Genomic DNA, 22,785 nt, shown 5'->3' on the forward strand with positions numbered 1-22,785 from the left:
CCCGGTTATTGGTATTCAGCCACCCGCTTTTAACAGTAGCCGGTCCAGTGCCTGGGTGCTCAGTACCCGGCGCAGCCAGCCCAGCATTTTGGTGGGGCGGGTGACCGGGTAGCGGGCTTTGGGGGCCGGGCTGGTTAATGCATGTAACAGCGGGGGCAGACAAGCCTCGGCGGGCAGGCTATAGCGGGAGCTCGGACCGGGCTTTTCCAGCCGGGCCAGCGTGTGTTGATAGTCTGCCTGGTGGCGGCTTTGATCCATGTGAATATGGCGTAAAAAGGCGGCTCTGGCATTGGCGCGAAATCGGGTTTCAATGGGACCTGGTTCCAGCAGGCTGACGTGCACATTGGTGTTGGTCAGCTCTAGGCGCAGGGTGTCGGTGTAACCTTCGAGTGCAAATTTGGAGGCGTTGTAGGCACCGCGATATTTCATTGCCACCAATCCAAGCACCGAACTGTTCTGAATAATGCGGCCTTCTCCGGCTTTCAGCATCAGGGGTAATACCAGGCGGGTCAGGTGGTGAGTACCGAATAGGTTGGTATTGAACTGCTCGCGCAGCGCCTGCGTTGGCAGATCTTCCAGCGCGCCGGGCTGGCCATAGGCCCCGTTATTAAACAGGCCATAAAGCTGGCCGCCGGTCATGGAAAGCGCCTGTTCCAGGCCTTGCTCTATGCTGGTGTCCTCGGCCAGATCCAGCTGAACCGCCTTCAGCCCTTCCCGGCGAAGCCGTGTTACATCCTGTGCGTTGCGGGCGGAAGCAACCACATCAAAGCCGTGTTGTTTAAGGTAGTGTGCAGCAGCGTAACCAATACCGGTAGAACAACCGGTAACAAGAACAGATCCGGACATAACATGGCTTCCTTCAAAAACGAGAAACCAATGTAGCAGAAAGAAGAGATGAAAATCGATTGAATGGCGTCCCCGGCAGGAATCGAACCTGCATCTAACCCTTAGGAGGGGCTTGTTTTATCCATTAAACTACGGGGACAAGCGAAGCACAATATTGCAAATTTCCATTTGCAGCGCAATATTGTGCCGGCCGTTTGCCGGTTAAGTAACCAAGCTTACCCTGATGTCAGGCTTACCATAGTTGTACCAGCCGGTCACCGGGGCGGGCGGGGGTGATTTTGGCCTCGTTACCGGCAGGGAGCAGTATGCTGTAGTCGGCGTGGCTTTGCTGTACTGTAAACACTGCCGTTGACGAGCTCTCACTGTAATAGCCCGGTGTGAGTTGACGCCGGTGCATCAGGGTAAAACGATCGCCGGCCTGAATGCCTTCGCGGCGGCCCAGATCCATTAACACCCCTTCTTCCGACTGCTGAACGATATTGCCTATTGCTTTAAGGCAGACCTGAGCCTGAACCAGCTCCCGGCTGGCATTTTTCAGCAACTGGGCTACGGCCATACCATACTCCGATTGCCAGAAGCCCTGTTCATGCACGTTTACCCGGTCGTGTTTGCCATAATCCCAGCTTGAGCGAGTCTGGTAATCCCGCTGTAACAGCACATCACCGGTCAGACTGTCTTCCAGCACCAGCCGCATGTGAAAGGCGCGGGGAATATCCGAGAAGGTCCACTTGCTCCAGTGTCCGTCTTCGATGCTGATGTCTTCAATGGTACCGCTGAGCAGCAGCCGTGCTTGCTGATGAGCGGCCAGGACATCCCCTCCCTGACGTAAACCGGCACTGCGAGGCAGGGCGGTATCGGTAGTCAGCGGTGCGCCCGGTGCCGACGTAATATTGACGTTTGCTGCCAGCAATGACGATAAACGGCTGGTCACGGCGGCACCCAGCTCATAAATCTGACCGGTGCTGCCTTGCTCGGGATGACGCAGTGTGATGGTGCTCAGGGCCAGTCCGGGCCGGTAACGTCCGGCACACTGCTCCCGGCGGTGTTCACCAGGCCAGATATCCGCCCGAACTGTCAGCCAGAGGCGGCCCTGTTGCTTACGCTCATTAATAATCAGATAGTCCATCAGCTCGCCTTGAGCGGAAATGTCCAGTTGCTGGCCGCTAAAGGTGCCATTTGTGGCTGATTGGGTAGTATTCAGCGATGCCCCCGATTGCAGCAATGCATCGCTCAATGCCTGCTCCAGTGCCTGCTGACGAGCGGTATCGGCTCCCAGGCTTAGTGGTGCCGAACCTTCCGCCTGGTACCAGTCAGCCCGGATGCAGGATGACCATATTAATAAAACCAGCCCGCTGAAACGGGGCAGTTTTCTGAGCAAAAGCAAAGCGGTACGCATGATAATGTTTTATTCTGGACTAGCGGTTGATGGTATATTTTAAGCAAAAAGTGCGCCATATTGCATGACTGACAATAAATGTCTAAAGTCGGTGTTTTAATGGCCGATATTTAAATATATAAAAGCAAGAGCCAGCTTCGTCTCACGCGATAAGGATAATAAATGAAGGCAAAAATGGTTGCTCTGGCCGGGCTGGTTGCTCTGTCGGGCTGTGCTGACAGGCACCAACAGGGTCATGTGCAGGGATTTGATGCGTACCATCATTATCTGCCGCATGATCACAGCGCACACTATTATACCCAGAGTGCGGGACGAGGCCCTCTTTATACTCCGTCCGGCAAACAGGAAGTGCATTATCACCAGAAAGTCCAGGCTGATGCACGGGCCATTGAGATTCGCGATGGCATTCCGATGCGTATTCATCCCGGCAACCGCAGTGTTTATCTCAAGAATGCGCCGGATGCTGATATTGGTAGCCAGACCTTGCTGCAAAAGCATATTTCCGCGTTGGCGCATCAGCTGGTGTCGAGCGTACACGGACTGAACGCCGGCTCGGGTATTGCGGTCAGTGGTTTTGTTGAGCAGGATGATTACCGCACTCATGATAGCTTCAGCCGCTTTTTATCTGAAACCATGATGTTTCAGCTGAACCAGTACGGTTTTAAAGTAGTTGATTTTAAGGCGCTGCCTTATATTCGTATCACCCCTCAAGGGGATATCAGCACCAGCCGGGATTATCGTGAGCTGACCTCCAATATCGGCGCCTCTTTCTTGTTACATGGCACCATTACCAGAACGTCCGGGGGCCGCATGGTCAATGCCCGTTTGATCCGGATGGGTGATAACACCATGGTTGCCAGTGCCCAGCAGTTTGTGCCCGAATACCTGGCATCCAGCACGCCACAGCTGAAAGGACCGGCCATGCCCTTGCAGCCAATAGATAGAAGCCGATATGCGAAATAAACTTTTTGCCGTTGCTGTCAGTATTCTGCTGGCAGCGTGCAGTTCCGGTCATGAGCAAACGGCCTTGAAAGGGACATTACATGCGGTGGGCTACGCGCCCATCAGCCTGCAACAACCTGCTGATTTTCAGCAGAAGCTGCTGCACGCCATGCGGGCTTCACGACTGGATGCTTATCGCGAGCTGAACGAACAGCTGGGAGGCGTCCGGATATCAAGTTCGAGTGAACTGAACAGTCATATTCTGCAGGACGGACCGGTAAACAGCACCAGTCGCGGGGTAGTGCGGGGGGCCAGAGTGGTCAACAGTTATCCTGACGGAGATATGTATGTCACTGAACTGGAGCTGGATCTTGCCCTGTATGAGCGACTGCGCCGGGGAGGGCGGTAAGGCCGGCGTTATACTTTAAAGCCGGTTCCTTTATTGATGCCCCGGGTATGACCTTTTTGATCATAGGTCATGCTCTGGCGTTCATGCAGGCGGCTGAGAATATTGGCCAGCTGGCGGGTCCCGGCAAGGGATTGCTCCAGTACCTGCTCTGCGACCTGGTTGCGTTCCTGACAGCGGTTCATTAATGCCCGTAATTCATTTACCCTGGACTCATACTCGCTGGCCAGCAGTGCTACATCAGGATGCGCGCACAGGCTGGCGTCGGTATCCTGGATATCCGCAAGCAGTTGTTGTTTTTGCCCGGTCAGGGGAGGAAGCTCCAGCGCTTTGCGCTGGACGATAAGCTCGAGTTCCTGCTCAGTGATATCGAGCAGGCGCTCAAGCTGAGCGTGTTGTTGTGTCAGCAGCGTATCCAGGTTCATTAATACAGTGACTCTATATCGCGTTCGAGGCTAATGATATTACCGGCCAGGCGGTCGGCATTTACTGTGTAGCTGCCTTCATTTATCGCTTTTTTAATAGCTTCCAGCCGGGCGCTGTTATCGGCACCGGTGCCGGCAGACAGGCTCTGCTGCATGCGGTTCAGCTGTCTGGCTTCGGGGGTCAGTGTGACCTCATCCCGGCCTGATACAGGGGCGGGGGTGCCGCTGGCTGCAGCGCTACCGCTCTTCTGCGGGTACTTGTTATTACTGACCGGGTTGTTGTGAAACCCGGGCGGAAGTTTGTCTATGGCCATAATGCATTGTCCTGGTTTGCTGCTGTCAGAGCGGTTATCGGCCGCCCTGACAGCAACTTTAGCAGAATTTAAAGACCAACTCTTACAATACCGGCCTCGCTGATTCGTCCCTGTATCTGCCGTCCTGAGCGACTGTTGCGGACACGTATATTTTCATTAAAAGTGCCATCTTCATCGGCGATCCCTGTGGTCCGGATGGAAAGGCCGCCGTTTTCAGCCACAATGGTGACTTTGTCGTCCTTGCATACCACGCAAAGCTGGTTGGCCAGGATGGGACGGCCAGGGCGCAGATCCCGTTTGCTCCGGGTGCCGGCCAGCGCCTGAATATTATCGAACACATCGCCCCTGACCAGCACTTCATCCTGATAGCTGAGCTGTAGTTGAGCTGGTTGCAGCAGCGTGTTGCGGGAGATGGGGGTGGCTGCCGTTACTACCGGTTTCAGCACCCGGACCCGTACCGGCACAAACAGACTCCAGCCCGGTTGCTCATGACACTGTACAAAAACATGGGTATTGCGCCGGACCTCGCCACTACCACGAATATCGGCAGTCAGCATGCCTGGACATTCTGTCAGCTGCAGACGGGTATCTATGCTGGCGGCTTCAATATTGACTTTGTCATCGGGGCCGGCATGAACAAAGTCGCGTACATATTCTTCAGCATAGCGACGAATTTCGTGATGAGGACTGGTTTGAGCAGCAAGCGGAAGTGCGGCAAGTAAGAGCACAAGCCCTGTCAGTGTCTTTTGGGTGAGCCGGGACCGGGAATAGGTTTGCCGCAAAAAACCATTAAGCATCGTTACTCCATCGCCGATAATGCTGTTAGTGATGATTGGTTCCAACTTTGCAGTACTCAAGTAGCGCTGGCAAATGGCCGGTGTTAAGCTAGAACGATTACTTTATCGCTGCATAAAGCATGCCATAGGATGCTGTGGCCGCTGAAACTCATTCCGGAGGCTGAATAATGGCGGGTGTACTCGACTCGGTAAACCAGAGAACTCAACTGGTGGGGCAAAACCGGCTGGAATTATTGCTGTTCAGGCTCAACGGCCGTCAAAGATTTGGCATCAATGTGTTTAAAGTCAAGGAAGTGCTGCAGTGCCCCAGGCTCAGTGGGCTGCCTCAGCGTCATCCGGTTATCCGGGGCGTTGCCAACATTCGTGGTCAGACGATTTCCATTATTGATTTAAGCAAGTCCATGGGTGGTCGTCCGGTAGAGCAGACCGAAGACAGTTTTGTCATTATTTCCGAATACAACCGCTCGGTGCAGGGGTTTCTGGTCAGCTCGGTTGAACGTATTATCAACGTTAACTGGGAGTCCATTCTGCCTCCTCCCAAAGGCGCCGGTCGTTTTAACTACATGACCGCGGTCACTGAAATTGACGGTGAGCTGGTGGAAATTCTCGATGTGGAAAAAATTCTTGATGAGATCTCTCCCGCCAGCACCGATGTGGATGCCGCGATTGTTGCACGCTCCCGGCAACAGTCTGCCGGGCACAAACCGGTACTGATTGCCGATGACTCTTCTGTTGCCCGCCGCCAGGTAGTCAAGGCGGTGGAGTCTCTGGGTCTGGAATGTATCGTCACTGAAAACGGCCGTCAGGCACTGAATAAACTGGTTGAAATGGCTGCGCAAGGGCCGATTGAGGAGCAGGTGTCTCTGGTTATTTCCGACGTGGAAATGCCGGAGATGGATGGTTACACTCTCACTGCCGAAATCCGCAGTCACCCAGCCCTCAAAAGCTTGCACGTGATCCTGCATACGTCACTGAGTGGCGTGTTTAATAAGGCTCTGGTTGAGAAAGTGGGGGCTGATAACTTTATTGCCAAGTTTCAGCCGGATGAACTGGCTACTGCGGTCAGTGACGCGCTATAAACTGAGGGTGTAACAAACACGGATGAAAAACTTCACTGACGATCAGTATCAGGCGTTTTGCCGGTTTCTGGAAAACAATACCGGCATCGTCCTCGGTAACAGCAAGCAATATCTGGTTAAAAGCCGTCTGTCGCCGCTGATGACCCGTTTTGGTATCGAGTCTATGGGGCAGCTGATAGAGCGTTCCATGCAATTGCGGGAACGTGAGCTGAAAACGGCGGTTATCGATGCCATGACCACCAATGAGACCTTGTGGTTTCGCGACAATTACCCCTTTACCCAGCTTAGTGAACGGTTGTTCCCCGAACTGGCCAAGCCTGGGAAATCGTTGCGGGTCTGGTCAGCTGCCTGCTCATCGGGTCAGGAGCCATACTCTATTGCCATGACCGCCCAGGAATACATGTCCCGGCGGCCGGGAGCGTTGCCGGGGCTGCAAATTATTGCCACTGATATTTCCGCCACCATGCTTGAGCAATGCAAACAGGGCATTTATGACAGCCTTTCTCTGGCCCGGGGATTGTCGCCGGAACGTCGCAGCAGATTTTTTACTGCGCTTGATAACGGTCGCATGCAATTGCAGCCCGCCATCAGAAACATGGTGAGCTTCCGGTCTTACAATCTGCTGGACAGCTATGCTTCGCTGGGCAAGTTCGATATCATTTTTTGTCGTAACGTGTTGATTTACTTCTCCCCGGAGAATAAATCCAAAATTCTCAATCAGTTTGCCGGTGCTCTGAATCCGGGAGGGTACCTGCTGCTTGGCGCATCAGAATCACTCACCGGCCTGTCGGATCGGTTTGAAATGATCCGTTGCAGTCCCGGTATTATTTATCGCCTCAGGTAGTCTTTCTTCTCTGATGGTGCCTTCGCTGCGCGAAGGCACCATGACTACGTTACTTTCTGTTACATAACGCATTAGCTGGCATGATGCAGCCTGTTTCAGGCTTAACCTGCATATTTCATTACCGGTTTTCTAATTTCTTGGCATACCTTTTGCTTATATATTCCCGGTTGTGGGTCACGATAACGCGGGAGGTGGGCGGTGACGATTTCTTTCGACAAAGCATTTGGCATTCATCAGCATGCGCTGACGGCACGTTCCGAGCGTGCCGAGCTGCTGGCCGGTAACCTGGCTAATTCAGATACGCCGGGATATAAGGCGAAAGACATGGATTTTCAGGCGGCACTCAGCAAGGCACAGGGGGCGCAGAGCTTTTCACTCAGCCGTACCGACAGCCGTCATTTTGCCGTTGAACTGGCTCCGCCCGGTACGGTGCAATATCGTGTACCCAATCAGCCCGACACCGGTGATGGTAATACCGTCGATGTGCAGACCGAGCGCGCCAGTTATATGGAAAATGCTCTGCAATATCAGGCCTCGCTGGAGTTTCTTAACAGCAAGATTTCCGGTCTGCTGAAAGCCATAAAAGGAGACTCGATGTGAGCCTTTTTAACGTCTTTGATATTTCCGGCAGCGCCATGAGCGCCCAGTCGGTCCGCCTTAATACCACGGCCAGTAACCTGGCCAACGCCGACAGTGTCAGCTCCAGCATTGATGAAACCTACCGGGCCCGTAAACCGGTATTTGCTGCCGATCTCGACAAGGCACTGTCGGATCGTCAGGAAAGTGTCGGTGTCAAAATCATGGGCATTGTGGAAACCGACAAGCCCCTGCAAAAAGAATTTCATCCGGATCATCCCATGGCGGATGCTGAGGGCTTTATCTACAAGCCCAACGTTAACGTGGTGGAAGAAATGACCGATATGCTGAGTGCCTCGCGTAATTATCAGACCAATGTGCAGGTGGCCGATGCCGCCAAGCAAATGCTGCAGCAGACCCTGCGGCTTGGTAAGGGATAATCAGCATGCAGATTAATAATGATTACTTTAACGGTCTTAAGTGGCCGGGAGAGCAAAGCCCGGCAGATAAGGCCGCTGAAAACAGCAAGGCGCAGCTCGAGCAGGAAGACTTTTTTGCCCTGCTGAGTCAGCAGCTGGCTTATCAGGATCCGTTCAAGCCGGCAGATAACTCTCAGATGATTTCGCAAATGACCTCATTTACCACCGCTGACGGCATCAGCAAAATGAGTGAACAGCTGGCCGGATTAAGTAGTGTGATGACCTCCAGCCAGGCATTACAGGCCTCCAGCCTGGTCGGTCAGAAAGTACTGGTGCCGAGTGAAGTTGCCTACTGGGACAACAGCGAGCCGGTTGAGGGTGTGGTGGTGGCCGGAGAAGGTGCCAGTAACGTACTGGTTCGTATTGAAAATGAAAAAGGCGAACTGATACGTACCATTCCGCTCGAAGGTGATCAGCGTGGTAACGTTAAATTTACCTGGGATGGTATGAACGAAGCCGGAGAGGCTGCCCCGACAGGTAAATACACAATTAAAGTCAGTGGCCTGGTTAACGATCAGCGGGAAGATCTGAGTGCGTTAGCTTTTGCAAAGGTAGACAGTGTCACACTGGGCAGTGCTGACAGTCCCACTCTGGTCAACCTGGCCGGCCTGGGTGGCCTGCCGCTTAATCAAATTCTGGAAATAGCCAGCCGCAAGGCGGCGTAAGGAGTACTTATGTCTTTTAATATCGCACTCAGCGGCGTCAATGCGGCTCAGAAAGATCTGGACGTCACCGCCAACAACATTGCCAACGTCAACACTATCGGCTTCAAGGAATCCCGCGCCGAGTTTGCCGATGTCTATGCCAACTCCATTTTTGCCAACGCCAAAACCCAGTCGGGCAGTGGTGTGCAGACCGCCGCCGTGGCCCAGCAGTTTCATCAGGGGGCATTGCAGTTCACCAATAACTCCCTGGATATGGCGATTAACGGCAGCGGTTTTTTTGTGATGTCCAATGAAATTGGTTCTCTCGATCGCACCTTTACCCGGGCTGGTGCCTTTAAGCTGAACGATGAAGGGTTTGTGGTCAACTCACAGGGTCATTACCTGCAGACCTATGCGTCCAATAAAGATGGTACGCCTGCCGGACTGGGTATTAACAGCACTCAGCCTTTGCGTATACCTGACAAGGCCGGTGAGCCTAAAATGACCGAGAATGTTTCTATCGGTGTGAACTTGCCGGTAAAAGCTGAAGCTCTGGACACTGCCAACTTCGATCCGGGAAATTCCGCGACTTATACCTCCTCCACGTCCATGACCATTTATGACTCTCTGGGAGATACTCATACACTGACGCAGTATTTTGTAAAAACAGGACCTAACCCGGATGCCACTCCTCCTGTCACGGATAATACATGGGAGATGCACGTTTATGTTGATGGCAGTGATGTCGGTGGCGGTGCTCAGCAACTGACATTCGATAATAGTGGTCAGCTGACTGCGCCTGATCCGGCGGAGTTTACGACGAGTGCACTGGGCTTTACCAATGGTTCTGACCCCGACCAGACCATCGAGTTGTCTTTAAGTTCCGCCACGCTGAATTCCGGACCTTTTGAGGTGACCGAGAATGATCAGGATGGTAATACCGTAGGCCGGCTGACCAAAGTGGATGTCGGGGCCGACGGTCTGGTGCGTGCGACTTACAGTAACGGCAGCACCGAAAACCTGGGTGTTGTGGCCATGGCACGGTTTCCCAATGAACAGGGGCTGACCCAGATTGGTGATACCCAGTGGCGGGAGTCATTGCTGTCGGGTGAAGCGGTGACCGGCCAGCCCAATACCGGTATTTTCGGCAAGGTGAGCGTGGCCTCATTGGAGCAGTCCAATACCAATCTGACCACCGAGCTGGTGGACTTGATCACCGCTCAGCGCAACTTCCAGGCAAACTCCCGGGCGCTGGAAATCAACAGCACCCTGCAGCAGACCATACTACAAATCCGCTAATATTAAGCCGGAAGCTGAAAGAAACCCGGGGCCCAAGATCCCGGGTTTTTTTATGGTTCATTTTTTACTTCTGAGCGGGCCTTTCATACTGTGGTGGCATTAATTTTGCATTAAATTCCACCATTACCAGCCGGACAACCACGGAGCTGAAATGGATCACCTGCTTTATATCGCCATGTCGGGCGCGAAAGAAAATATGCACAGTGTGGCTTTGCGCGCCAATAACCTGGCTAATGCTAATACCACCGGCTTTCGTGCCGATCTGGAGCAGGCCAGGGCCATGCAGGCGTTTGGTGAAGGTCTGCCTTCCCGGGTGTTTGCCATGACGGAACGTCCGGGGCAAAACTTTGCCGCCGGCCCTATTCAGACCACGGGCCGGGAACTTGACGTGGCGGTCGCCGGTGACGGCTGGCTGGCGGTGGAAGCGGCAGACGGCAGCGAAGCCTATACCCGTTTTGGTAATCTTCAGGTGTCGGTAGAAGGTCTGCTGCAAACCAGCACCGGCCTGAATGTGCTAGATGATGGTGGTAACCCGATAGTGGTGCCGCTGCCGCTGGAAAAACTGGAGATTAACAAAGACGGTACCCTTTTTGCCCGTCTGGAAGGCGAAGCCCCCAATGGCGGTGCCGAGTTGCAGCGTATCAAAACGGTGCTGCCGCAATATGATGCAATAGAAAAAGGTGCGGATGGTTTGTTTCGTCGTAAAGACGGTGAGGCTGAGCCAGCTTCAGCCCAGGTGCAGCTGATTGCCGGTGCGCTGGAAGGCAGTAACGTGAACCCTATTGCCGAAATGACCCATTTAATTGACCTGCAACGGCGCTTTGAAACACAACTGAAAATGATGAGCCATGCCGAAGAGAACGACAAGGCCCATGCCCAACTGCTGCGTATTGGCTAAAGGAGATCAGAATGAACCCCGCATTGTGGATTAGCAAAACCGGACTGGATGCCCAGCAGACCAATATTTCGGTGACTTCCAATAACCTGGCTAACGCCAGCACCGTTGGTTTTAAAAAAGGGCGTGCCATTTTTGAAGATCTGCTTTACCAGAATGTGCACCAGCCCGGCGGCCGTGCCACTGCCGACAGTAACCTGCCATCGGGTCTGATGATAGGTGCGGGCAGTAAGGTGGTCGCGACCCAGAAAAGCTTTACTCAGGGCAACGTGCAGACCACCGATAATGCCCTTGATGTGATGATTGACGGTCGTGGTTTTTTTGAAGTGCTGCTGCCCGATGGCACTACCGGCTATACCCGCAACGGTCAGTTTGCTCTTAACGATGAAGGCATTATTGTTACCCCCGGTAATGGCTATCCGTTGCTGCCGGAAATGCAGATCCCGGAAAATGCTCAGAGCATCAGCGTTGGTACCAATGGTGAGGTGTCGGTGCAACTGGCCGGGCAGGCCGAAGGACAGGTGATTGGTCAGATCATTGTGACTGATTTTGCCAACCCCGCCGGTCTGCAGCCCAAAGGGGAAAACCTTTATCTGGAAACCCAGTCCAGCGGTGCGCCGCTGCAGGGCATTGCCGGTGCAGATGGCTTTGGCAATCTGAAGCAGGGCATGCTGGAAACCTCTAATGTCAACGTCACCGAAGAACTGGTTAACCTTATTCAGGCTCAGCGGGTATATGAAATGAACTCCAAGGTGATCTCCGCCGTGGATGACATGCTGGCCTACGTTAACCAGCAATTGTAAGCGGAGGCAGGTGATGAAGCGTGTTCTGATGCTGAGTGCCGCCCTGTTGCTGGCGGCCTGTACATCTACGCCCTATACCCCAAAGCCCGACGACCCGGCCTATGCGCCGGTGATCCCCGGCCCCGGGAGCGAGCAACTGGAGCCCAATGGGGCGATTTTTCAGGACAACTACGCCAACAGCCTGTATTCCGATATTAAGGCGCACCGGGTGGGTGACATCATTACCGTGGACTTGTCAGAATCGACCCGGGCGCAGAAACGGGCCACTACCCAGCAGGCGAAAGACAATAGTCTGACTGTCAATCCGCTCAATATTGGTGGCCAGCCCATCAACATCGCGGGCTACCCGGTCACGGCCAGTATGTCCAGCAACAATGAGTTTGATGGTCAGGCCAATACCAACCAGAGCAACAGCCTGCAGGGCAGTATTACCGTCAGTGTGGCCAGAGTATTGCCGAACGGTAATCTGATGGTGCAGGGAGAAAAGTGGCTGATGCTGAATACCGGCGAAGAATATGTTCGGATCAGCGGCATGATCAGACCGCAGGATATCAGCTCCGACAACCGGGTGGCGTCGACCAGAGTGGCTAATGCCCGTATTTATTACGGCGGCACCGGCGATTTTGCCAACACCCAGAACCGGGGCTGGCTGGCCAAGTTCTTTAACAGTCCCTGGTTTCCGTTTTAATGAGGGCACATAAATGAAAAGGCTTAGCACATTACTGTTGAGTATGGCCATGCTGGCATTGCCGGCACAGGCGGCCCGGATTAAAGATATCAGTTCGGTGGCCGGTGTGCGGGCCAACCAGCTGGTGGGTTATGGCCTGGTGGCCGGCCTGCCTGGCACCGGTGAGCGTAACAATGCTTTTGCTCAGCAAACCTTTCGTACCATGCTGACTAATTTCGGTATTACCATACCCGAAAACCTTCGTCCCAAAATGAACGACGTAGCGCCGGTGGCGGTGCATGCCGAGCTGCCGCCTTTCTCCAAGCCGGGTCAGACCATTGATGTGACCGTCTCCGCTATTGGCGAGGCAAAGAGCCTGCGTGGCGGAACCTTACTGCAAACCTTTCTGAAAGGGGTGGATGGCAGGGTTTACGCTCTGGCTCAGGGCAGCCTGGTAGTCGGTGGTCTGGGGGCTGAGGGAGCCGACGGTTCTTCCATCATGATTAACACTCCGACGGTAGGCCGTATTCCGGCCGGGGCCATGGTAGAGCGGGAAGTCCCCAGTTCTTTCGGCCGGGGGGACACCATTACCTTTAACCTGCACCGCCCTGACTTTACCACTGCCAGACGCATGGCTGAGGTGATTAACGATCTGGTAGGGCCGGCCAGTGCGCAGGCGCTGGATGCCACCTCGGTGACCGTCTATGCCCCACGGGATACCGGGCAGCGCGTCAGTTTTTTGTCGACACTGGAAAACCTGACCGTGGACGTGGCCGATGAAGCAGCAAAAATTATCGTCAATTCACGCACCGGTACCGTGGTGATTGGCCAGCAGGTACAGCTTAAGCCTGCTGCTATCACTCATGGCGGGCTGATAATTACCATTAATGAAAATCCGCAGGTGTCTCAGCCCAATGCGCTGGCCGGCGGCAATACCGTGGTGGTGCCTAACTCGGGAATTAACGTAGAGCAGCAGGATGGCCGTATGTTCAAACTGGATACCGGTACCACGCTGGATGACCTGGTACGGGCAGTCAATCAGGTGGGAGTGGCTCCGGGCGATCTGGTCGCCATTCTGGAAGCCCTGCGTCAGGCCGGTGCCATTCAGGGTGAGCTGGTGATTATCTAGCGGGCATGGCAGAGGGTATCGCCATCTTATGCCCACGAACACGGGCATCCGGGGCACTTGGAGGCAACACATGAAAAATATCGACACCGTTCAGAACAGCCTGCTGGCCAACGACATTCAGGGGCTGGACCGGCTGCGCCAGCAGGGTTTTGCTCAGGACAGAGGCAAGGCACTGGATGAAGCCGCCCGCCAGTTTGAAAGCCTGTTCACCCAGCAGTTGTTTAAGTCGATGCGTGATGCCAACAAGGTGTTTGAATCCGACAGTCCCATGAACAGTCGTTACACCCAGTTTTATCAGGATATGCACGATCAGCAGATGAGCAGCGAGCTCAGCCGGCAGGGCAGCCTGGGGCTTGCGGATTTGATTGTGCGTCAGCTGGGGGGCGGAGACGACCAAAAGGCGGCCTCTGAAGCCCGTCATTTCAGTCTGGAAAATGTTCGTCGTATCAATGGCAAGGTGGCAAGACCCACCGAGGCCGGTGAGTCGCCGGCAACAGATAAGGCCCGGCCGCCGCTGAAGGCGGCGCAGAATACGCCAGAAGACGCAGTGACCCTGGCGGCCGGTCAAAAATTTGACTCACCGGAAGCGTTTGTGCGGCAGTTGTTGCCTGCCGCCACCGCTGCCGGCAAGCGTCTGGGGCTGGACCCGAAAGCCATGCTGGCGCAGGCTGCGCTGGAAACCGGCTGGGGTAAAAAGATTATCGGCAGAAAAAATGGGGCATCCAGCCATAATCTTTTTGGCATCAAGGCCGATAAAAGCTGGAAAGAGCAGAAAACCTGGGTCAGTACACTGGAATATGAGCAGGGGATTGCCGTTAAGGTACAGGCACCGTTCCGATCCTATGCCTCGTTCAACGACAGTTTTAACGATTATGTGCAGTTTCTGAACGATAATCCCCGTTACGGTAAGGCGCTTCAGCAAACCGGCTCACCGCATCAGTATTTCAGGGCCCTGCAACAGGCGGGCTATGCCACTGACCCGAACTATGCCAGCAAACTGAGTGCGGTTCTCGACACCGTTAACCGGCTGGCATCACAAGCATAAGGACACATTATGGCTGTTGATATTTATCAAACCGGGGTAAGCGGGCTGCTGGCAGCTCAGGCCCAGCTGGCGACCACCGGTCACAACATTGCCAACGTGAACACCGAAGGCTATCACCGGCAGCGGGCTGAACAGGCCACCACCATGCACATGTTTTCCGGTGGCAGCTTTTATGGTACCGGTACCCGGGTGACCGATGTCACCCGCATGTATCAGGAATATGCCTTTCGTGATGTGCTGGTCAACAATACCGAAAAGGCCGGGGCTGAGGCACTGTATAACCATCTTTCCTATCTCGACAAAACCATGACCAGCGTTAACAGTGGTCTGGCCAGCAGTCTCGACGATCTTTACAGTGCTATTAACGCCGTGGCCGATAACCCGGGTAACCTTGGCAACCGGGAGCTGATGCTGGCCAATGCCCAGGACATTGTCGATCACTTCAACGAATTTTACAGTTCGCTGGAGCAGGAGCAGATGATTAAAAACCGGGATATCGAATCCCGGGCCGCTCATGTCAGCTCGCTCACTGCCGGTATTGCCGATCTGAACCAGCAAATCATGAATGCCGGGCAGAACGGTACCCCCAACGACCTGCTTGATCAGCGTGACCAGCTGATCCAGGAGCTGGGCAAACAGGTGCAGATCACCACACTGAAAGACAGCAATGGCATGATTTCCGTGATGCTGGCCGGTCGTGAGCCGCTGGTATCGGGCAACCAGGCCTATCAGATGGAGGTGCGGGAAGGCTCGCCGGAGCATAAGCAAAGTGAGCTTTACCTGGTAGCGCCAAACAGTAATGGTCAGGCTACCCGCATTAAAGGCAGTCAGGCACTGGGAGGCGAAATGGGCGCGTTGTTCCATTACCGCGATCAGGTGCTGGGACCGAATCTGAGCGACATGGGGAAAACCGCCATTGCCATTGCCGATGCCTTTAACAAAATTCAGGCTCAGGGGGTGGATCTTAACGGTGACCCGGGCAAGAGCATGTTTAATGACATTAACGACCCTGATGCTATGTCCAGACGCTTTGTGGGGAGTAACCCCAATGTGACCGGCGCGGTAGAAATTACCGATACCGGCAAACTGACCGGCGGGGAATACAGCCTGCAATATAAGGGCGGTAATGAATACGTTTTAACCGATATCACCACCGGCAAGCGGCAAACCATCACTGCCACCGCCGACCCGACCGATCCCGCTGCGCAGGTATTGGATCTGAGTAATGAACTCGGATTTAGTCTGACGTTGTCGGACGAGCCCAATGTCAGTGATGAAATGCTGGTGCAGCCTACCCGCCAGGGGGCGATTGATCTGGAATTAAAACTGAATACCGGTGATCAGATAGCCGCATCCGGCTCACTGACGATCAGCCCTGACGGGGATAACAAAGGCACTGCCAAACCCTCGGTCAGCGTTGCCGAATCGGTGCCCCCCGCTTCAGCCATTGACGAAAGTGCTTATCCGCTGACCCTGAAAGTGGTGGATGACGGAGCCGGCGGCCTGCAGTACAACGTGCAGGATAAAGACGGCAATGACTTGTTCACCAATGTCACGGTAACGGATGGCAAAATGAGTTTTGGCGATCTGGAACTGACCCTGAACGGGGACCCGGAGGCCTTTGACCAGTTTGAAATTCGACAGGCCAGTGGTTCGGGGAACAATGAAAATGCCCTGGCCTTTGCCGAGCTGCAAAACAAAAAGTGGCTTAATAACGGCAAGTCCACCGTGACAGACAGCCTTAACCAGACAGCCGTGGGTATTGGCAGCCTGACCCGTAATCAGGGGGTAAAGGCAGAAGCTGCGGGAGCGGCCTACCAGCAGTCTTATGATCGTATGATGTCGACCTCCGGCGTGAACCTGGATGAAGAAGCTGCTAACTTGCTGCGTTTTCAGCAGTCTTATATGGCGGCGGCCCGGGTAGTATCTACCGCCAGCGAAACCATGAATACCCTGTTGCAGATCCGCTAAGGAGCCATAATGCGTGTTGCCAGTTTTCAGTTTATTCAGCGTAACCTGAATAACATCAGTGCCCGGACGGCTCAGGCTAACGATCAACTGGGAAAAATGTCTTCCGGCAAACGGGTGGAGCATGCCAGTGAAGATCCGGTTGCTGCCAACGGCATTCTTAACTATAAGCAGGAGCTGCGTAAGCTCGCGCAATACCAGAATAATATTAACCTGGCAGAGAACCGCTTGCGCCGGGAAGAATGGGCATTAAGCTCGGCCGAAACCACCACGCAGCAGGTCAAGGAAATTATGCTTGGGGCTAATAATCCGGCCATTACCCAGCAGGAGCGGGACGCTTACAAGGAAGAGCTGCAAAGCCGCATTGACGAAATGCTGGATCTGGCCAATACCCGGGACGAATTTGGCCAGTATATTTTTGGTGGTTTTCAGACCGACAGCTCTCCCTTTATCCGTCAGCCCGACGGCTCTGTCAGTTATGGCGGGGACGGCGGTCAGCGCGACATGATGGTCGGGGATAATGTCAGGGTGGGGATTAATCACAGTGGTGAGGTGGTGTTTGGCGGTGTGCCCAATCCCAAAGGGGATTTTATCGCTTCTTATGCGCTGGGAGGTGAAGCCCGGGAAGACAACCTCAGAGTGGAAAAAGCGGCTATTTCGGATAAGACCAGCTTTACTGACGCTCACGACTACACTATTGATTTTGTTGATGATCCAAACAATCCCGGTGGTATTGCGGTGATTGTCACTGACGACAATGGTGTGTCTGTTCCGGCGGATCCTAATAACCCTGCACCTTATGTTCCGGGTGAGAAAATCACCGTAGACGGAGTGGATATCACCATTAAGGGAGAAGCCAAAGCCGGCGACAAAATCACCTTGTCCTCCGATGTGAATGACGGTACTGGCGAGGATAGCCGTGATGTATTCGATATACTGAACCGGGCCAAAGACTGGCTGGAAAGTGACGGCCATAACCCATCGGGCCAGAGTGAGATGAGCGATATCCTGAATGAGCTGGATGCAATGGGCAGTCATTTTACCCGGGTACGTGCAGACACCGGCAACCGCATGCAGCGTATTGAAAACCAGCAGGTCACTCATGAAGACATGAGTCTGACCCTGAACAAGCTGCGTGGTGGTATGGAAGATCTCGACTATGCCAAAGCTACCGGTGAATTCAGCCAGACCATGGTGGCCTTGCAGGCCACCCAAACCATGTTCGGCAAAGTGCAGAGCATGAGTCTGTTTAATTACATTTAACGGTACCCCCTCCCAGCCTCCCCCTTAGCAGGGGGGAGGGACACAGCGCTATGTCTACTCCCTCCCCTTGTTAAGGGGAGGGTCAGGGGGGGGTTATTCGATCACACAATCTACGAAATACTGTATTTCGCCCTGGCGCTCTTCTGCCACCAGACCATGAATATAAGTTTCAAAGCCGGGGAAGCGCTGGTTAAACTCACGGGCAAAGCGCAGGTAGCTGATAATGGTGTCGTTAAACACTTCACCTGGGATCAACAGCGGAATGCCGGGCGGGTAGGGGGCCACCATCACCGCCGTGGTGCGCCCGGCCAGTTCATCCAGCGGTACCCGCTCAATCTCTTTATGCGCCATTCTGGCAAAGGCGTCTGCTGGCTTCATGGCCGGCACCAGATCTGACAGATACATTTCGGTGGTCAGTCTGGCCACGTCGTTCTCTTTATACACCGCGTGAATTTGATCACACAGATCCCGCAGGCCTACCCGCTCATAGTGGGGCTGGCTCTGTACAAACTGAGGCAAAATTTTCCACAGCGGCACATTTTTGTCGTAATCGTCCTTAAACTGCTGCAGCTCGGTCACCATGGTGTTCCAGCGGCCTTTGGTGATGCCGATGGTAAACATGATAAAAAAGGAGTACAGCCCGGTTTTCTCAATCACAATGCCGTGCTCGGCCAGATATTTGGTGACCACGACCGCCGGAATGCCTGATTCGGCAAACTGGCCTTTCATATTTAGGCCCGGTGTAAGAATGGTGGCTTTAATCGGATCCAGCAGGTTAAAGCCGGGCTCGATATCACCAAAACCATGCCAGCTGTCTTCCGAGCGCAGCATCCAGGCATCGCGCTCATCCAGGCCGTGATCGGTCAGATCATCCGGCCCCCATACCTTGAACCACCAGTCGATGCCGTATTCGTCGTCCACCTTGCGCATGGCCCGGCGAAACTCCAGTGCTTCGGCCAGGGATTCCTCCACCAGCGCGGTACCCCCCGGCTCTTCCATCATGGCGGCTGCCACGTCGCAGGAGGCAATAATGGCGTATTGCGGACTGGTAGAGGTGTGCATCAGATAGGCTTCGTTAAAGACATGGCGATCAAGCTGTGTTTTTTCCCCATCCTGGATCAGGATCTGGGATGCCTGAGACAATCCAGCCAGCAGCTTGTGAGTTGACTGGGTGGCAAACACCATGGAGTCTTCGCAGCGCGGCCGGCCCTCGCCAATGGCGTGATAGTCACCATAAAAGTCATGAAACGCCGCATGAGGCAGCCAGGCCTCGTCAAAGTGCAGGGTTTCTATTTCCCCATCGAGCAGGTTCTTTATTTCTTCCACGTTATAGAGAATACCGTCGTAGGTCGACTGGGTAATGGTCAGTACCCGTGGTTTGATATTCGGGTTTTTAGCCAGAATTTCCTTGCAGAAAGGGTTGGCTTCCATTTTTTCACGGATGCGCTCGGGCTCAAATTCGCTGCGGGGAATGGGGCCGATAATGCCGTAGTGGTTGCGGGTCGGCATCAGGAATACCGGTACCGCACCTGTCATCATGATGGCATGCAAAATGGACTTGTGACAGTTGCGATCGACCACCACGATATCACCGGGAGCCACCGTGGAGTTCCACACAATCTTGTTGGAGGTAGAGGTACCGTTGGTGACAAAAAACAGATGATCGGCATTAAAAATACGGGCTGCATTGCGTTCGGAAGCCGCTACGGGGCCGGTGTGATCCAGCAGCTGGCCCAGCTCGTCGACCGAGTTGCATACATCGGCGCGCAGCATGTTCTCACCAAAAAACTGATGAAACATCTGGCCGACCGGCGACTTCAGAAAAGCGACCCCGCCGGAGTGACCCGGGCAGTGCCAGGAATAGGAGCCGTCCTGGGCATAGTGGGTGAGAGCACGGAAAAACGGCGGAGCCAGCGAGTCCAGGTAGCTTTTGGCCTCACGAATAATATGCCTTGCCACAAAGTCGGGGGTGTCTTCGTGCATGTGAATAAAGCCGTGCAGCTCCCGCAGAATGGCGTTGGGAATATGGCGGGCGGTACGGGTTTCACCATAAAGGTAAATGGGAATATCCGGGTTGCGATGGCGAATCTGCTCCACAAAGCGGCGCAGCTGCTCCAATACCGAGTGCGCTTCTTCCCGGCTGCCGGCCAGCTCTTCGTCATCAATGGACAGTACAAAGCCGGCCGCCCGGCTCTGCTGCTGGGCAAAGGAGGTGAGGTCGCCGTAGCTGGTGTAGCCCACAACATCCATACCGGCCTTTTCAATGGCGGAGGCCAGTTCACGAATACCCGAGCCGCTGGTATTTTCGGAGCGAAAATCTTCGTCAATGATGACGATGGGAAAGTAAAAGCGCATTAATAGTCCCTTATTGCCAAAGACAGGTGCTGAAAGCGAATGTCAGAATCATAGCCGAACTGCATTCTACTGCCAGACCGGAGTACTGACAAAAGATAGTTATGCATATTGTGTGACTAAATAATGGCAGTGTTCCGTATGGCCTGAGCGCTGGAAAAACATCATTATCAAGGGCACTATCTGAGGCCCGATTGACGGTAAGAGATGCTTATGTTCAGAAAGCTTCAATTGTTCGCTATGGCCTCGCTGGCTATCACCTTGTCCGGCTGTGCCACGGCACCGCCTGATAATCCTGCCAATATCTGCTCCATTTTTGAACAATATTCCGACTGGCATGAGGCGGCTGAAAAAAACCGTGAAAAATGGGGAGCCCCGGTGCATGTCACCATGGCCATGATGTATCAGGAGAGCAGCTTCAGGCACGATGCCCGGCCGCCCATGCGCTGGTTTTTGTTTATCCCCTATGGCCGGGCGTCAAGCGCTTACGGCTATGCTCAGGCCAAAGACGAAACCTGGGCCGATTATCAGCGGGAAACAGGTAATGGCTGGGCCGACAGAGACGACTTTGATGATGCCATGGATTTTATGGGCTGGTACATGAGCAAAACCAGTCGGCTGAATGGCGTGTCAAAATGGGATGCCTATGGCCAGTATCTGAATTACCACGAAGGCTGGGGCGGCTATAAGCGAGGCAGTCACCAGCGTAAGCGCTGGCTGCTGGGTGTCTCCCGTAAAGTGGAAGCCCGTGCCAAACGTTACTCCGAGCAATACTGGCAGTGTAAGGATGAGCTGAATAAAGGCTGGTTCTGACGACCCCTTCGGGGAGCTGTAAGCGGTAAGCTATCAGCTGTAAGTTTTTCTGTTTAGGGCCTTCCGATACGAGGTGGTGTCTGAAGTTTCTGTGTGGTTTGTACAATGGATTCTGGCCTTCTCCAGAATGACAGCATCATTATCGTCGCTCCGGCGCAGGCCGGAGCCCATCAAGCAAACAGCATGTACTAAACAGGCACACCTCAAAAACCACCAGCCACTCTACTTAAAGCTGATCGCTTACGGCTTACGGCTTACGGCTTGTGCTCAGGTATTTTGCCATTTCTTCTTCAGGTACCATGCCGCCGCCGGTGGCCCAGACCAGATGGTGGGCGCGTGCCATACGGGCCGGGGTCAGTCCCATGCGTTCTTTGTAACCCTGATCTTCACTCGCAACCCGCCAGGGACCGGGCATGCCGGCCAGGGCCGAGGGCTCGAGACGAATATTTTCCTGTTGTGCCAGCAGGTTGAGCAAACTGAGCATTTCTTCATCGGGCAGGGTGTAAAAGCCATCCAGCATGGGGGCCATGACCCGGCCCACAAAGCCGGAAGGGCGCCCCACCGCCAGGCCATCGGCAGTGGTCAGGTTATCGATGCCCAGATCCTGAACCGAAATCGCATCGTGCAGGCCGGTATATACTCCCAGTAACATGCAAGGGGAGTGGGTGGGCTCGGCAAACACGCAGTGTACGGCATCGCCGAAGGCCAGTTTCAGTCCAAAAGCCACTCCACCGGGGCCACCGCCCACACCACAGGGCAAATAGACAAACAGGGGATGCTCACGATTGACGCTAATCCCCTGTTGCTCGAGCTGGGCTTTCAGCCGGAGTCCGGCCACGGCGTAACCCAGAAACAGTTGTACCGAGTTCTCGTCATCTACAAAGTGGCAGTAAGGATCATTCAGAGCGTCGGCGCGGCCTTCGGCCACGGCTACCGAATAATCACTCTGGTACTCTACAACCCTGACGCCGTGGCTGCGCAGCAGGTGTTTTTTCCACTCCCGGGCGTCTGCAGACATATGCACGCTGACCTTAAAGCCCAGTCTGGCGCTGATAATGCCGATGGACAGCCCCAGGTTACCGGTAGAGCCAACGGCAATCGCATGTTGACCAAAAAAGGCGCGAAACTCATCGCTGTCCAGCTTGGCATAATCGTCGTGCAGGTGCAGTAAACCTGCTTTCAGCGCCAGCTTTTCTGCATGGTGCAATACCTCATAAATGCCACCTCGGGCCTTGATGGAGCCGGACACCGGCAGCAGATCGTCCCGTTTCAGCATCAGGGTGCCGGCCAGTGGCTGTTCATATTGCCGGATCATGGCCTGCTGCATGCCGGGAATGGCTTGCAGGGGAGATTCTAGAATGCCATTCAGGGCCTGCGTTTCAGGAAATACCGCCCTGAAATAAGCCGCAAAGCGGTTCAGCCGGGCGGCGGCATCCGCCACATCATCGGCAGTCAGCCCGACACTGCTCAGCGCCTGCTCCAGCGGCTGGCGTTCAGGGTTGAACCAGCAGACCGGCGTTAATGCCATCAGCGGGTTAAGCAAGGGGTAATGACGGCAGAGTTCCTGAATGGCACTTTGGGAATAATGGGGCTGTGAATGCATGGGAAAATGTCCTGAATACAAGCTGTTGCCAGTATAACAGCGTTGGGCAACGAACAAAGGGCGTCGCCGTCATTCTATGGACTCATCCGCGAAGAAACGTCACCCAGGACGCGGAGGATCCATGCACTTCTGCAGGCGTTGGGTTGTGGTCAATATCTTGTCCCCATGTTCTGGATGCCCGTCTTCACGGGCATGACGAA

23 protein-coding genes and 1 tRNA gene are annotated in these 22,785 nt (G+C 54.3%); 16 read left to right on the plus strand and 8 right to left on the minus strand.

Annotated elements, in window-relative coordinates; genetic code table 11:
- Positions 1 to 15: 15 nt before the first annotated feature.
- The 3 genes from B6S09_RS03240 to B6S09_RS03250 form a co-directional block, all read right to left on the minus strand.
- Positions 16 to 846 carry an SDR family oxidoreductase gene (locus tag B6S09_RS03240; RefSeq protein ID WP_094277055.1) on the minus strand — a complete coding sequence of 277 codons (831 nt, stop codon included), beginning with the start codon at positions 844 to 846 and terminating at the stop codon, positions 16 to 18.
- A 64-nt stretch (positions 847 to 910) separates the two neighbouring features.
- Positions 911 to 985 (minus strand) — tRNA-Arg (locus B6S09_RS03245).
- A 93-nt stretch (positions 986 to 1,078) separates the two neighbouring features.
- On the minus strand, positions 1,079 to 2,242 hold the full coding sequence (locus tag B6S09_RS03250; RefSeq protein WP_094277056.1) for a flagellar assembly protein T N-terminal domain-containing protein: 1,164 nt from the start codon (positions 2,240 to 2,242) through the stop codon (positions 1,079 to 1,081).
- Between the two features lie 162 nt (positions 2,243 to 2,404).
- Here B6S09_RS03250 and B6S09_RS03255 point away from each other — a divergent pair, with 162 nt between their 5' ends.
- Both B6S09_RS03255 and B6S09_RS03260 read left to right on the plus strand, forming a co-directional pair.
- Positions 2,405 to 3,205: a FlgO family outer membrane protein gene (locus B6S09_RS03255; protein WP_094277057.1), complete on the plus strand. Its 801-nt coding sequence runs from the start codon at positions 2,405 to 2,407 to the stop codon at positions 3,203 to 3,205.
- Positions 3,195 to 3,593, plus strand: a complete 399-nt coding sequence (locus tag B6S09_RS03260; RefSeq protein WP_094277058.1) for an LPP20 family lipoprotein — start codon at positions 3,195 to 3,197, stop codon at positions 3,591 to 3,593. The genes B6S09_RS03255 and B6S09_RS03260 overlap by 11 nt, the downstream gene beginning before the upstream one ends.
- Positions 3,594 to 3,601: 8 nt before the next feature.
- Here the strand turns inward: B6S09_RS03260 and B6S09_RS03265 are convergent, their stop codons facing one another.
- From B6S09_RS03265 to flgA, 3 genes are all read right to left on the minus strand, one after another.
- The gene (locus B6S09_RS03265) at positions 3,602 to 4,015 is read right to left on the minus strand and encodes a flagella synthesis protein FlgN (RefSeq protein ID WP_094277059.1); all 414 of its coding nucleotides are present in this window, start codon (positions 4,013 to 4,015) and stop codon (positions 3,602 to 3,604) included.
- Positions 4,015 to 4,329, minus strand: coding sequence for a flagellar biosynthesis anti-sigma factor FlgM (gene flgM / locus B6S09_RS03270; protein ID WP_094277060.1), 315 nt, complete (start codon positions 4,327 to 4,329; stop codon positions 4,015 to 4,017). Before flgM ends, B6S09_RS03265 begins: the two co-directional genes overlap by 1 nt.
- A 68-nt stretch (positions 4,330 to 4,397) precedes the next feature.
- Positions 4,398 to 5,057 (minus strand): flagellar basal body P-ring formation chaperone FlgA, encoded by a 660-nt coding sequence (flgA, locus tag B6S09_RS03275; protein ID WP_243832788.1) that lies wholly within the window; start codon positions 5,055 to 5,057, stop codon positions 4,398 to 4,400.
- A 236-nt stretch (positions 5,058 to 5,293) separates the two neighbouring features.
- On the opposite strand from flgA, the gene B6S09_RS03280 reads away from it, so the two are divergent.
- The 13 genes from B6S09_RS03280 to flgL all read left to right on the plus strand — a co-directional run bounded on the left by B6S09_RS03280 (position 5,294) and on the right by flgL (position 17,817).
- Positions 5,294 to 6,205: a chemotaxis protein CheV gene (locus B6S09_RS03280; protein ID WP_094277062.1), complete on the plus strand. Its 912-nt coding sequence runs from the start codon at positions 5,294 to 5,296 to the stop codon at positions 6,203 to 6,205.
- A 22-nt stretch (positions 6,206 to 6,227) separates the two neighbouring features.
- A complete protein-coding gene (locus B6S09_RS03285; protein WP_094277063.1) occupies positions 6,228 to 7,049 on the plus strand; it encodes a CheR family methyltransferase in 822 nt (273 codons plus the stop codon).
- Positions 7,050 to 7,247: 198 nt separating this feature from the next.
- Positions 7,248 to 7,649, plus strand: a complete 402-nt coding sequence (flgB, locus tag B6S09_RS03290) for a flagellar basal body rod protein FlgB (RefSeq protein WP_094277064.1) — start codon at positions 7,248 to 7,250, stop codon at positions 7,647 to 7,649.
- Positions 7,646 to 8,065, plus strand: a complete 420-nt coding sequence (gene flgC, locus B6S09_RS03295) for a flagellar basal body rod protein FlgC (protein WP_094277065.1) — start codon at positions 7,646 to 7,648, stop codon at positions 8,063 to 8,065. Before flgB ends, flgC begins: the two co-directional genes overlap by 4 nt.
- 5 nt (positions 8,066 to 8,070) lie before the next feature.
- Positions 8,071 to 8,769, plus strand: coding sequence for a flagellar hook assembly protein FlgD (locus B6S09_RS03300; RefSeq protein ID WP_094277066.1), 699 nt, complete (start codon positions 8,071 to 8,073; stop codon positions 8,767 to 8,769).
- Positions 8,770 to 8,778: 9 nt separating this feature from the next.
- Positions 8,779 to 10,047 carry a flagellar hook protein FlgE gene (flgE, locus tag B6S09_RS03305; protein ID WP_094277067.1) on the plus strand — a complete coding sequence of 423 codons (1,269 nt, stop codon included), beginning with the start codon at positions 8,779 to 8,781 and terminating at the stop codon, positions 10,045 to 10,047.
- Between the two features lie 151 nt (positions 10,048 to 10,198).
- A complete protein-coding gene (locus B6S09_RS03310) occupies positions 10,199 to 10,945 on the plus strand; it encodes a flagellar basal body rod protein FlgF (RefSeq protein ID WP_094277068.1) in 747 nt (248 codons plus the stop codon).
- 11 nt (positions 10,946 to 10,956) lie between these two features.
- Positions 10,957 to 11,745, plus strand: a complete 789-nt coding sequence (gene flgG, locus B6S09_RS03315) for a flagellar basal-body rod protein FlgG (protein WP_094277069.1) — start codon at positions 10,957 to 10,959, stop codon at positions 11,743 to 11,745.
- A gap of 13 nt (positions 11,746 to 11,758) precedes the next feature.
- Positions 11,759 to 12,433: a flagellar basal body L-ring protein FlgH gene (flgH, locus tag B6S09_RS03320; protein WP_094277070.1), complete on the plus strand. Its 675-nt coding sequence runs from the start codon at positions 11,759 to 11,761 to the stop codon at positions 12,431 to 12,433.
- A 13-nt stretch (positions 12,434 to 12,446) separates the two neighbouring features.
- A complete protein-coding gene (locus tag B6S09_RS03325) occupies positions 12,447 to 13,541 on the plus strand; it encodes a flagellar basal body P-ring protein FlgI (RefSeq protein ID WP_094277071.1) in 1,095 nt (364 codons plus the stop codon).
- A gap of 70 nt (positions 13,542 to 13,611) precedes the next feature.
- On the plus strand, positions 13,612 to 14,586 hold the full coding sequence (gene flgJ, locus B6S09_RS03330) for a flagellar assembly peptidoglycan hydrolase FlgJ (protein ID WP_094277072.1): 975 nt from the start codon (positions 13,612 to 13,614) through the stop codon (positions 14,584 to 14,586).
- Between the two features lie 9 nt (positions 14,587 to 14,595).
- The gene (gene flgK, locus B6S09_RS03335; RefSeq protein WP_094277073.1) at positions 14,596 to 16,557 is read left to right on the plus strand and encodes a flagellar hook-associated protein FlgK; all 1,962 of its coding nucleotides are present in this window, start codon (positions 14,596 to 14,598) and stop codon (positions 16,555 to 16,557) included.
- Between the two features lie 9 nt (positions 16,558 to 16,566).
- Positions 16,567 to 17,817: a flagellar hook-associated protein FlgL gene (gene flgL / locus B6S09_RS03340; protein ID WP_094277074.1), complete on the plus strand. Its 1,251-nt coding sequence runs from the start codon at positions 16,567 to 16,569 to the stop codon at positions 17,815 to 17,817.
- Positions 17,818 to 17,910: 93 nt separating this feature from the next.
- On the opposite strand, the gene B6S09_RS03345 is transcribed toward flgL, so the two are convergent.
- The gene (locus B6S09_RS03345) at positions 17,911 to 20,172 is read right to left on the minus strand and encodes an arginine/lysine/ornithine decarboxylase (protein WP_094277075.1); all 2,262 of its coding nucleotides are present in this window, start codon (positions 20,170 to 20,172) and stop codon (positions 17,911 to 17,913) included.
- Between the two features lie 210 nt (positions 20,173 to 20,382).
- Here B6S09_RS03345 and B6S09_RS03350 point away from each other — a divergent pair, with 210 nt between their 5' ends.
- Positions 20,383 to 20,982: a transglycosylase SLT domain-containing protein gene (locus B6S09_RS03350; protein ID WP_094277192.1), complete on the plus strand. Its 600-nt coding sequence runs from the start codon at positions 20,383 to 20,385 to the stop codon at positions 20,980 to 20,982.
- A 247-nt stretch (positions 20,983 to 21,229) separates the two neighbouring features.
- Here B6S09_RS03350 and dsdA read toward each other — a convergent pair whose 3' ends face one another.
- Complete coding sequence (gene dsdA / locus B6S09_RS03355; RefSeq protein WP_094277076.1) at positions 21,230 to 22,585, minus strand: D-serine ammonia-lyase; 1,356 nt, start codon at positions 22,583 to 22,585, stop codon at positions 21,230 to 21,232.
- Between the last annotated feature and the right edge of the window lie 200 nt (positions 22,586 to 22,785).

The sequence above is a fragment of the Oceanimonas baumannii genome, assembly GCF_002245495.1.
In the GTDB taxonomy this organism is placed as follows: Bacteria; Pseudomonadota; Gammaproteobacteria; order Enterobacterales; family Aeromonadaceae; genus Oceanimonas; species Oceanimonas baumannii.

Bases quoted from the DNA above. Each gene is read 5' to 3' on its own strand.
- B6S09_RS03240 (WP_094277055.1), bottom strand. From the start codon at position 846: ATGTCCGGATCTGTTCTTGTTACCGGTTGTTCTACCGGTATTGGTTAC.
- B6S09_RS03250 (WP_094277056.1), bottom strand. From the start codon at position 2,242: ATGCGTACCGCTTTGCTTTTGCTCAGAAAACTGCCCCGTTTCAGCGGG.
- B6S09_RS03255 (WP_094277057.1), top strand. From the start codon at position 2,405: ATGAAGGCAAAAATGGTTGCTCTGGCCGGGCTGGTTGCTCTGTCGGGC.
- B6S09_RS03260 (WP_094277058.1), top strand. From the start codon at position 3,195: ATGCGAAATAAACTTTTTGCCGTTGCTGTCAGTATTCTGCTGGCAGCG.
- B6S09_RS03265 (WP_094277059.1), bottom strand. From the start codon at position 4,015: ATGAACCTGGATACGCTGCTGACACAACAACACGCTCAGCTTGAGCGC.
- flgM (WP_094277060.1), bottom strand. From the start codon at position 4,329: ATGGCCATAGACAAACTTCCGCCCGGGTTTCACAACAACCCGGTCAGT.
- B6S09_RS03280 (WP_094277062.1), top strand. From the start codon at position 5,294: ATGGCGGGTGTACTCGACTCGGTAAACCAGAGAACTCAACTGGTGGGG.
- B6S09_RS03285 (WP_094277063.1), top strand. From the start codon at position 6,228: ATGAAAAACTTCACTGACGATCAGTATCAGGCGTTTTGCCGGTTTCTG.
- B6S09_RS03300 (WP_094277066.1), top strand. From the start codon at position 8,071: ATGCAGATTAATAATGATTACTTTAACGGTCTTAAGTGGCCGGGAGAG.
- flgE (WP_094277067.1), top strand. From the start codon at position 8,779: ATGTCTTTTAATATCGCACTCAGCGGCGTCAATGCGGCTCAGAAAGAT.
- B6S09_RS03310 (WP_094277068.1), top strand. From the start codon at position 10,199: ATGGATCACCTGCTTTATATCGCCATGTCGGGCGCGAAAGAAAATATG.
- flgG (WP_094277069.1), top strand. From the start codon at position 10,957: ATGAACCCCGCATTGTGGATTAGCAAAACCGGACTGGATGCCCAGCAG.
- flgH (WP_094277070.1), top strand. From the start codon at position 11,759: ATGAAGCGTGTTCTGATGCTGAGTGCCGCCCTGTTGCTGGCGGCCTGT.
- B6S09_RS03325 (WP_094277071.1), top strand. From the start codon at position 12,447: ATGAAAAGGCTTAGCACATTACTGTTGAGTATGGCCATGCTGGCATTG.
- flgJ (WP_094277072.1), top strand. From the start codon at position 13,612: ATGAAAAATATCGACACCGTTCAGAACAGCCTGCTGGCCAACGACATT.
- flgK (WP_094277073.1), top strand. From the start codon at position 14,596: ATGGCTGTTGATATTTATCAAACCGGGGTAAGCGGGCTGCTGGCAGCT.
- flgL (WP_094277074.1), top strand. From the start codon at position 16,567: ATGCGTGTTGCCAGTTTTCAGTTTATTCAGCGTAACCTGAATAACATC.
- B6S09_RS03345 (WP_094277075.1), bottom strand. From the start codon at position 20,172: ATGCGCTTTTACTTTCCCATCGTCATCATTGACGAAGATTTTCGCTCC.
- B6S09_RS03350 (WP_094277192.1), top strand. From the start codon at position 20,383: ATGTTCAGAAAGCTTCAATTGTTCGCTATGGCCTCGCTGGCTATCACC.
- dsdA (WP_094277076.1), bottom strand. From the start codon at position 22,585: ATGCATTCACAGCCCCATTATTCCCAAAGTGCCATTCAGGAACTCTGC.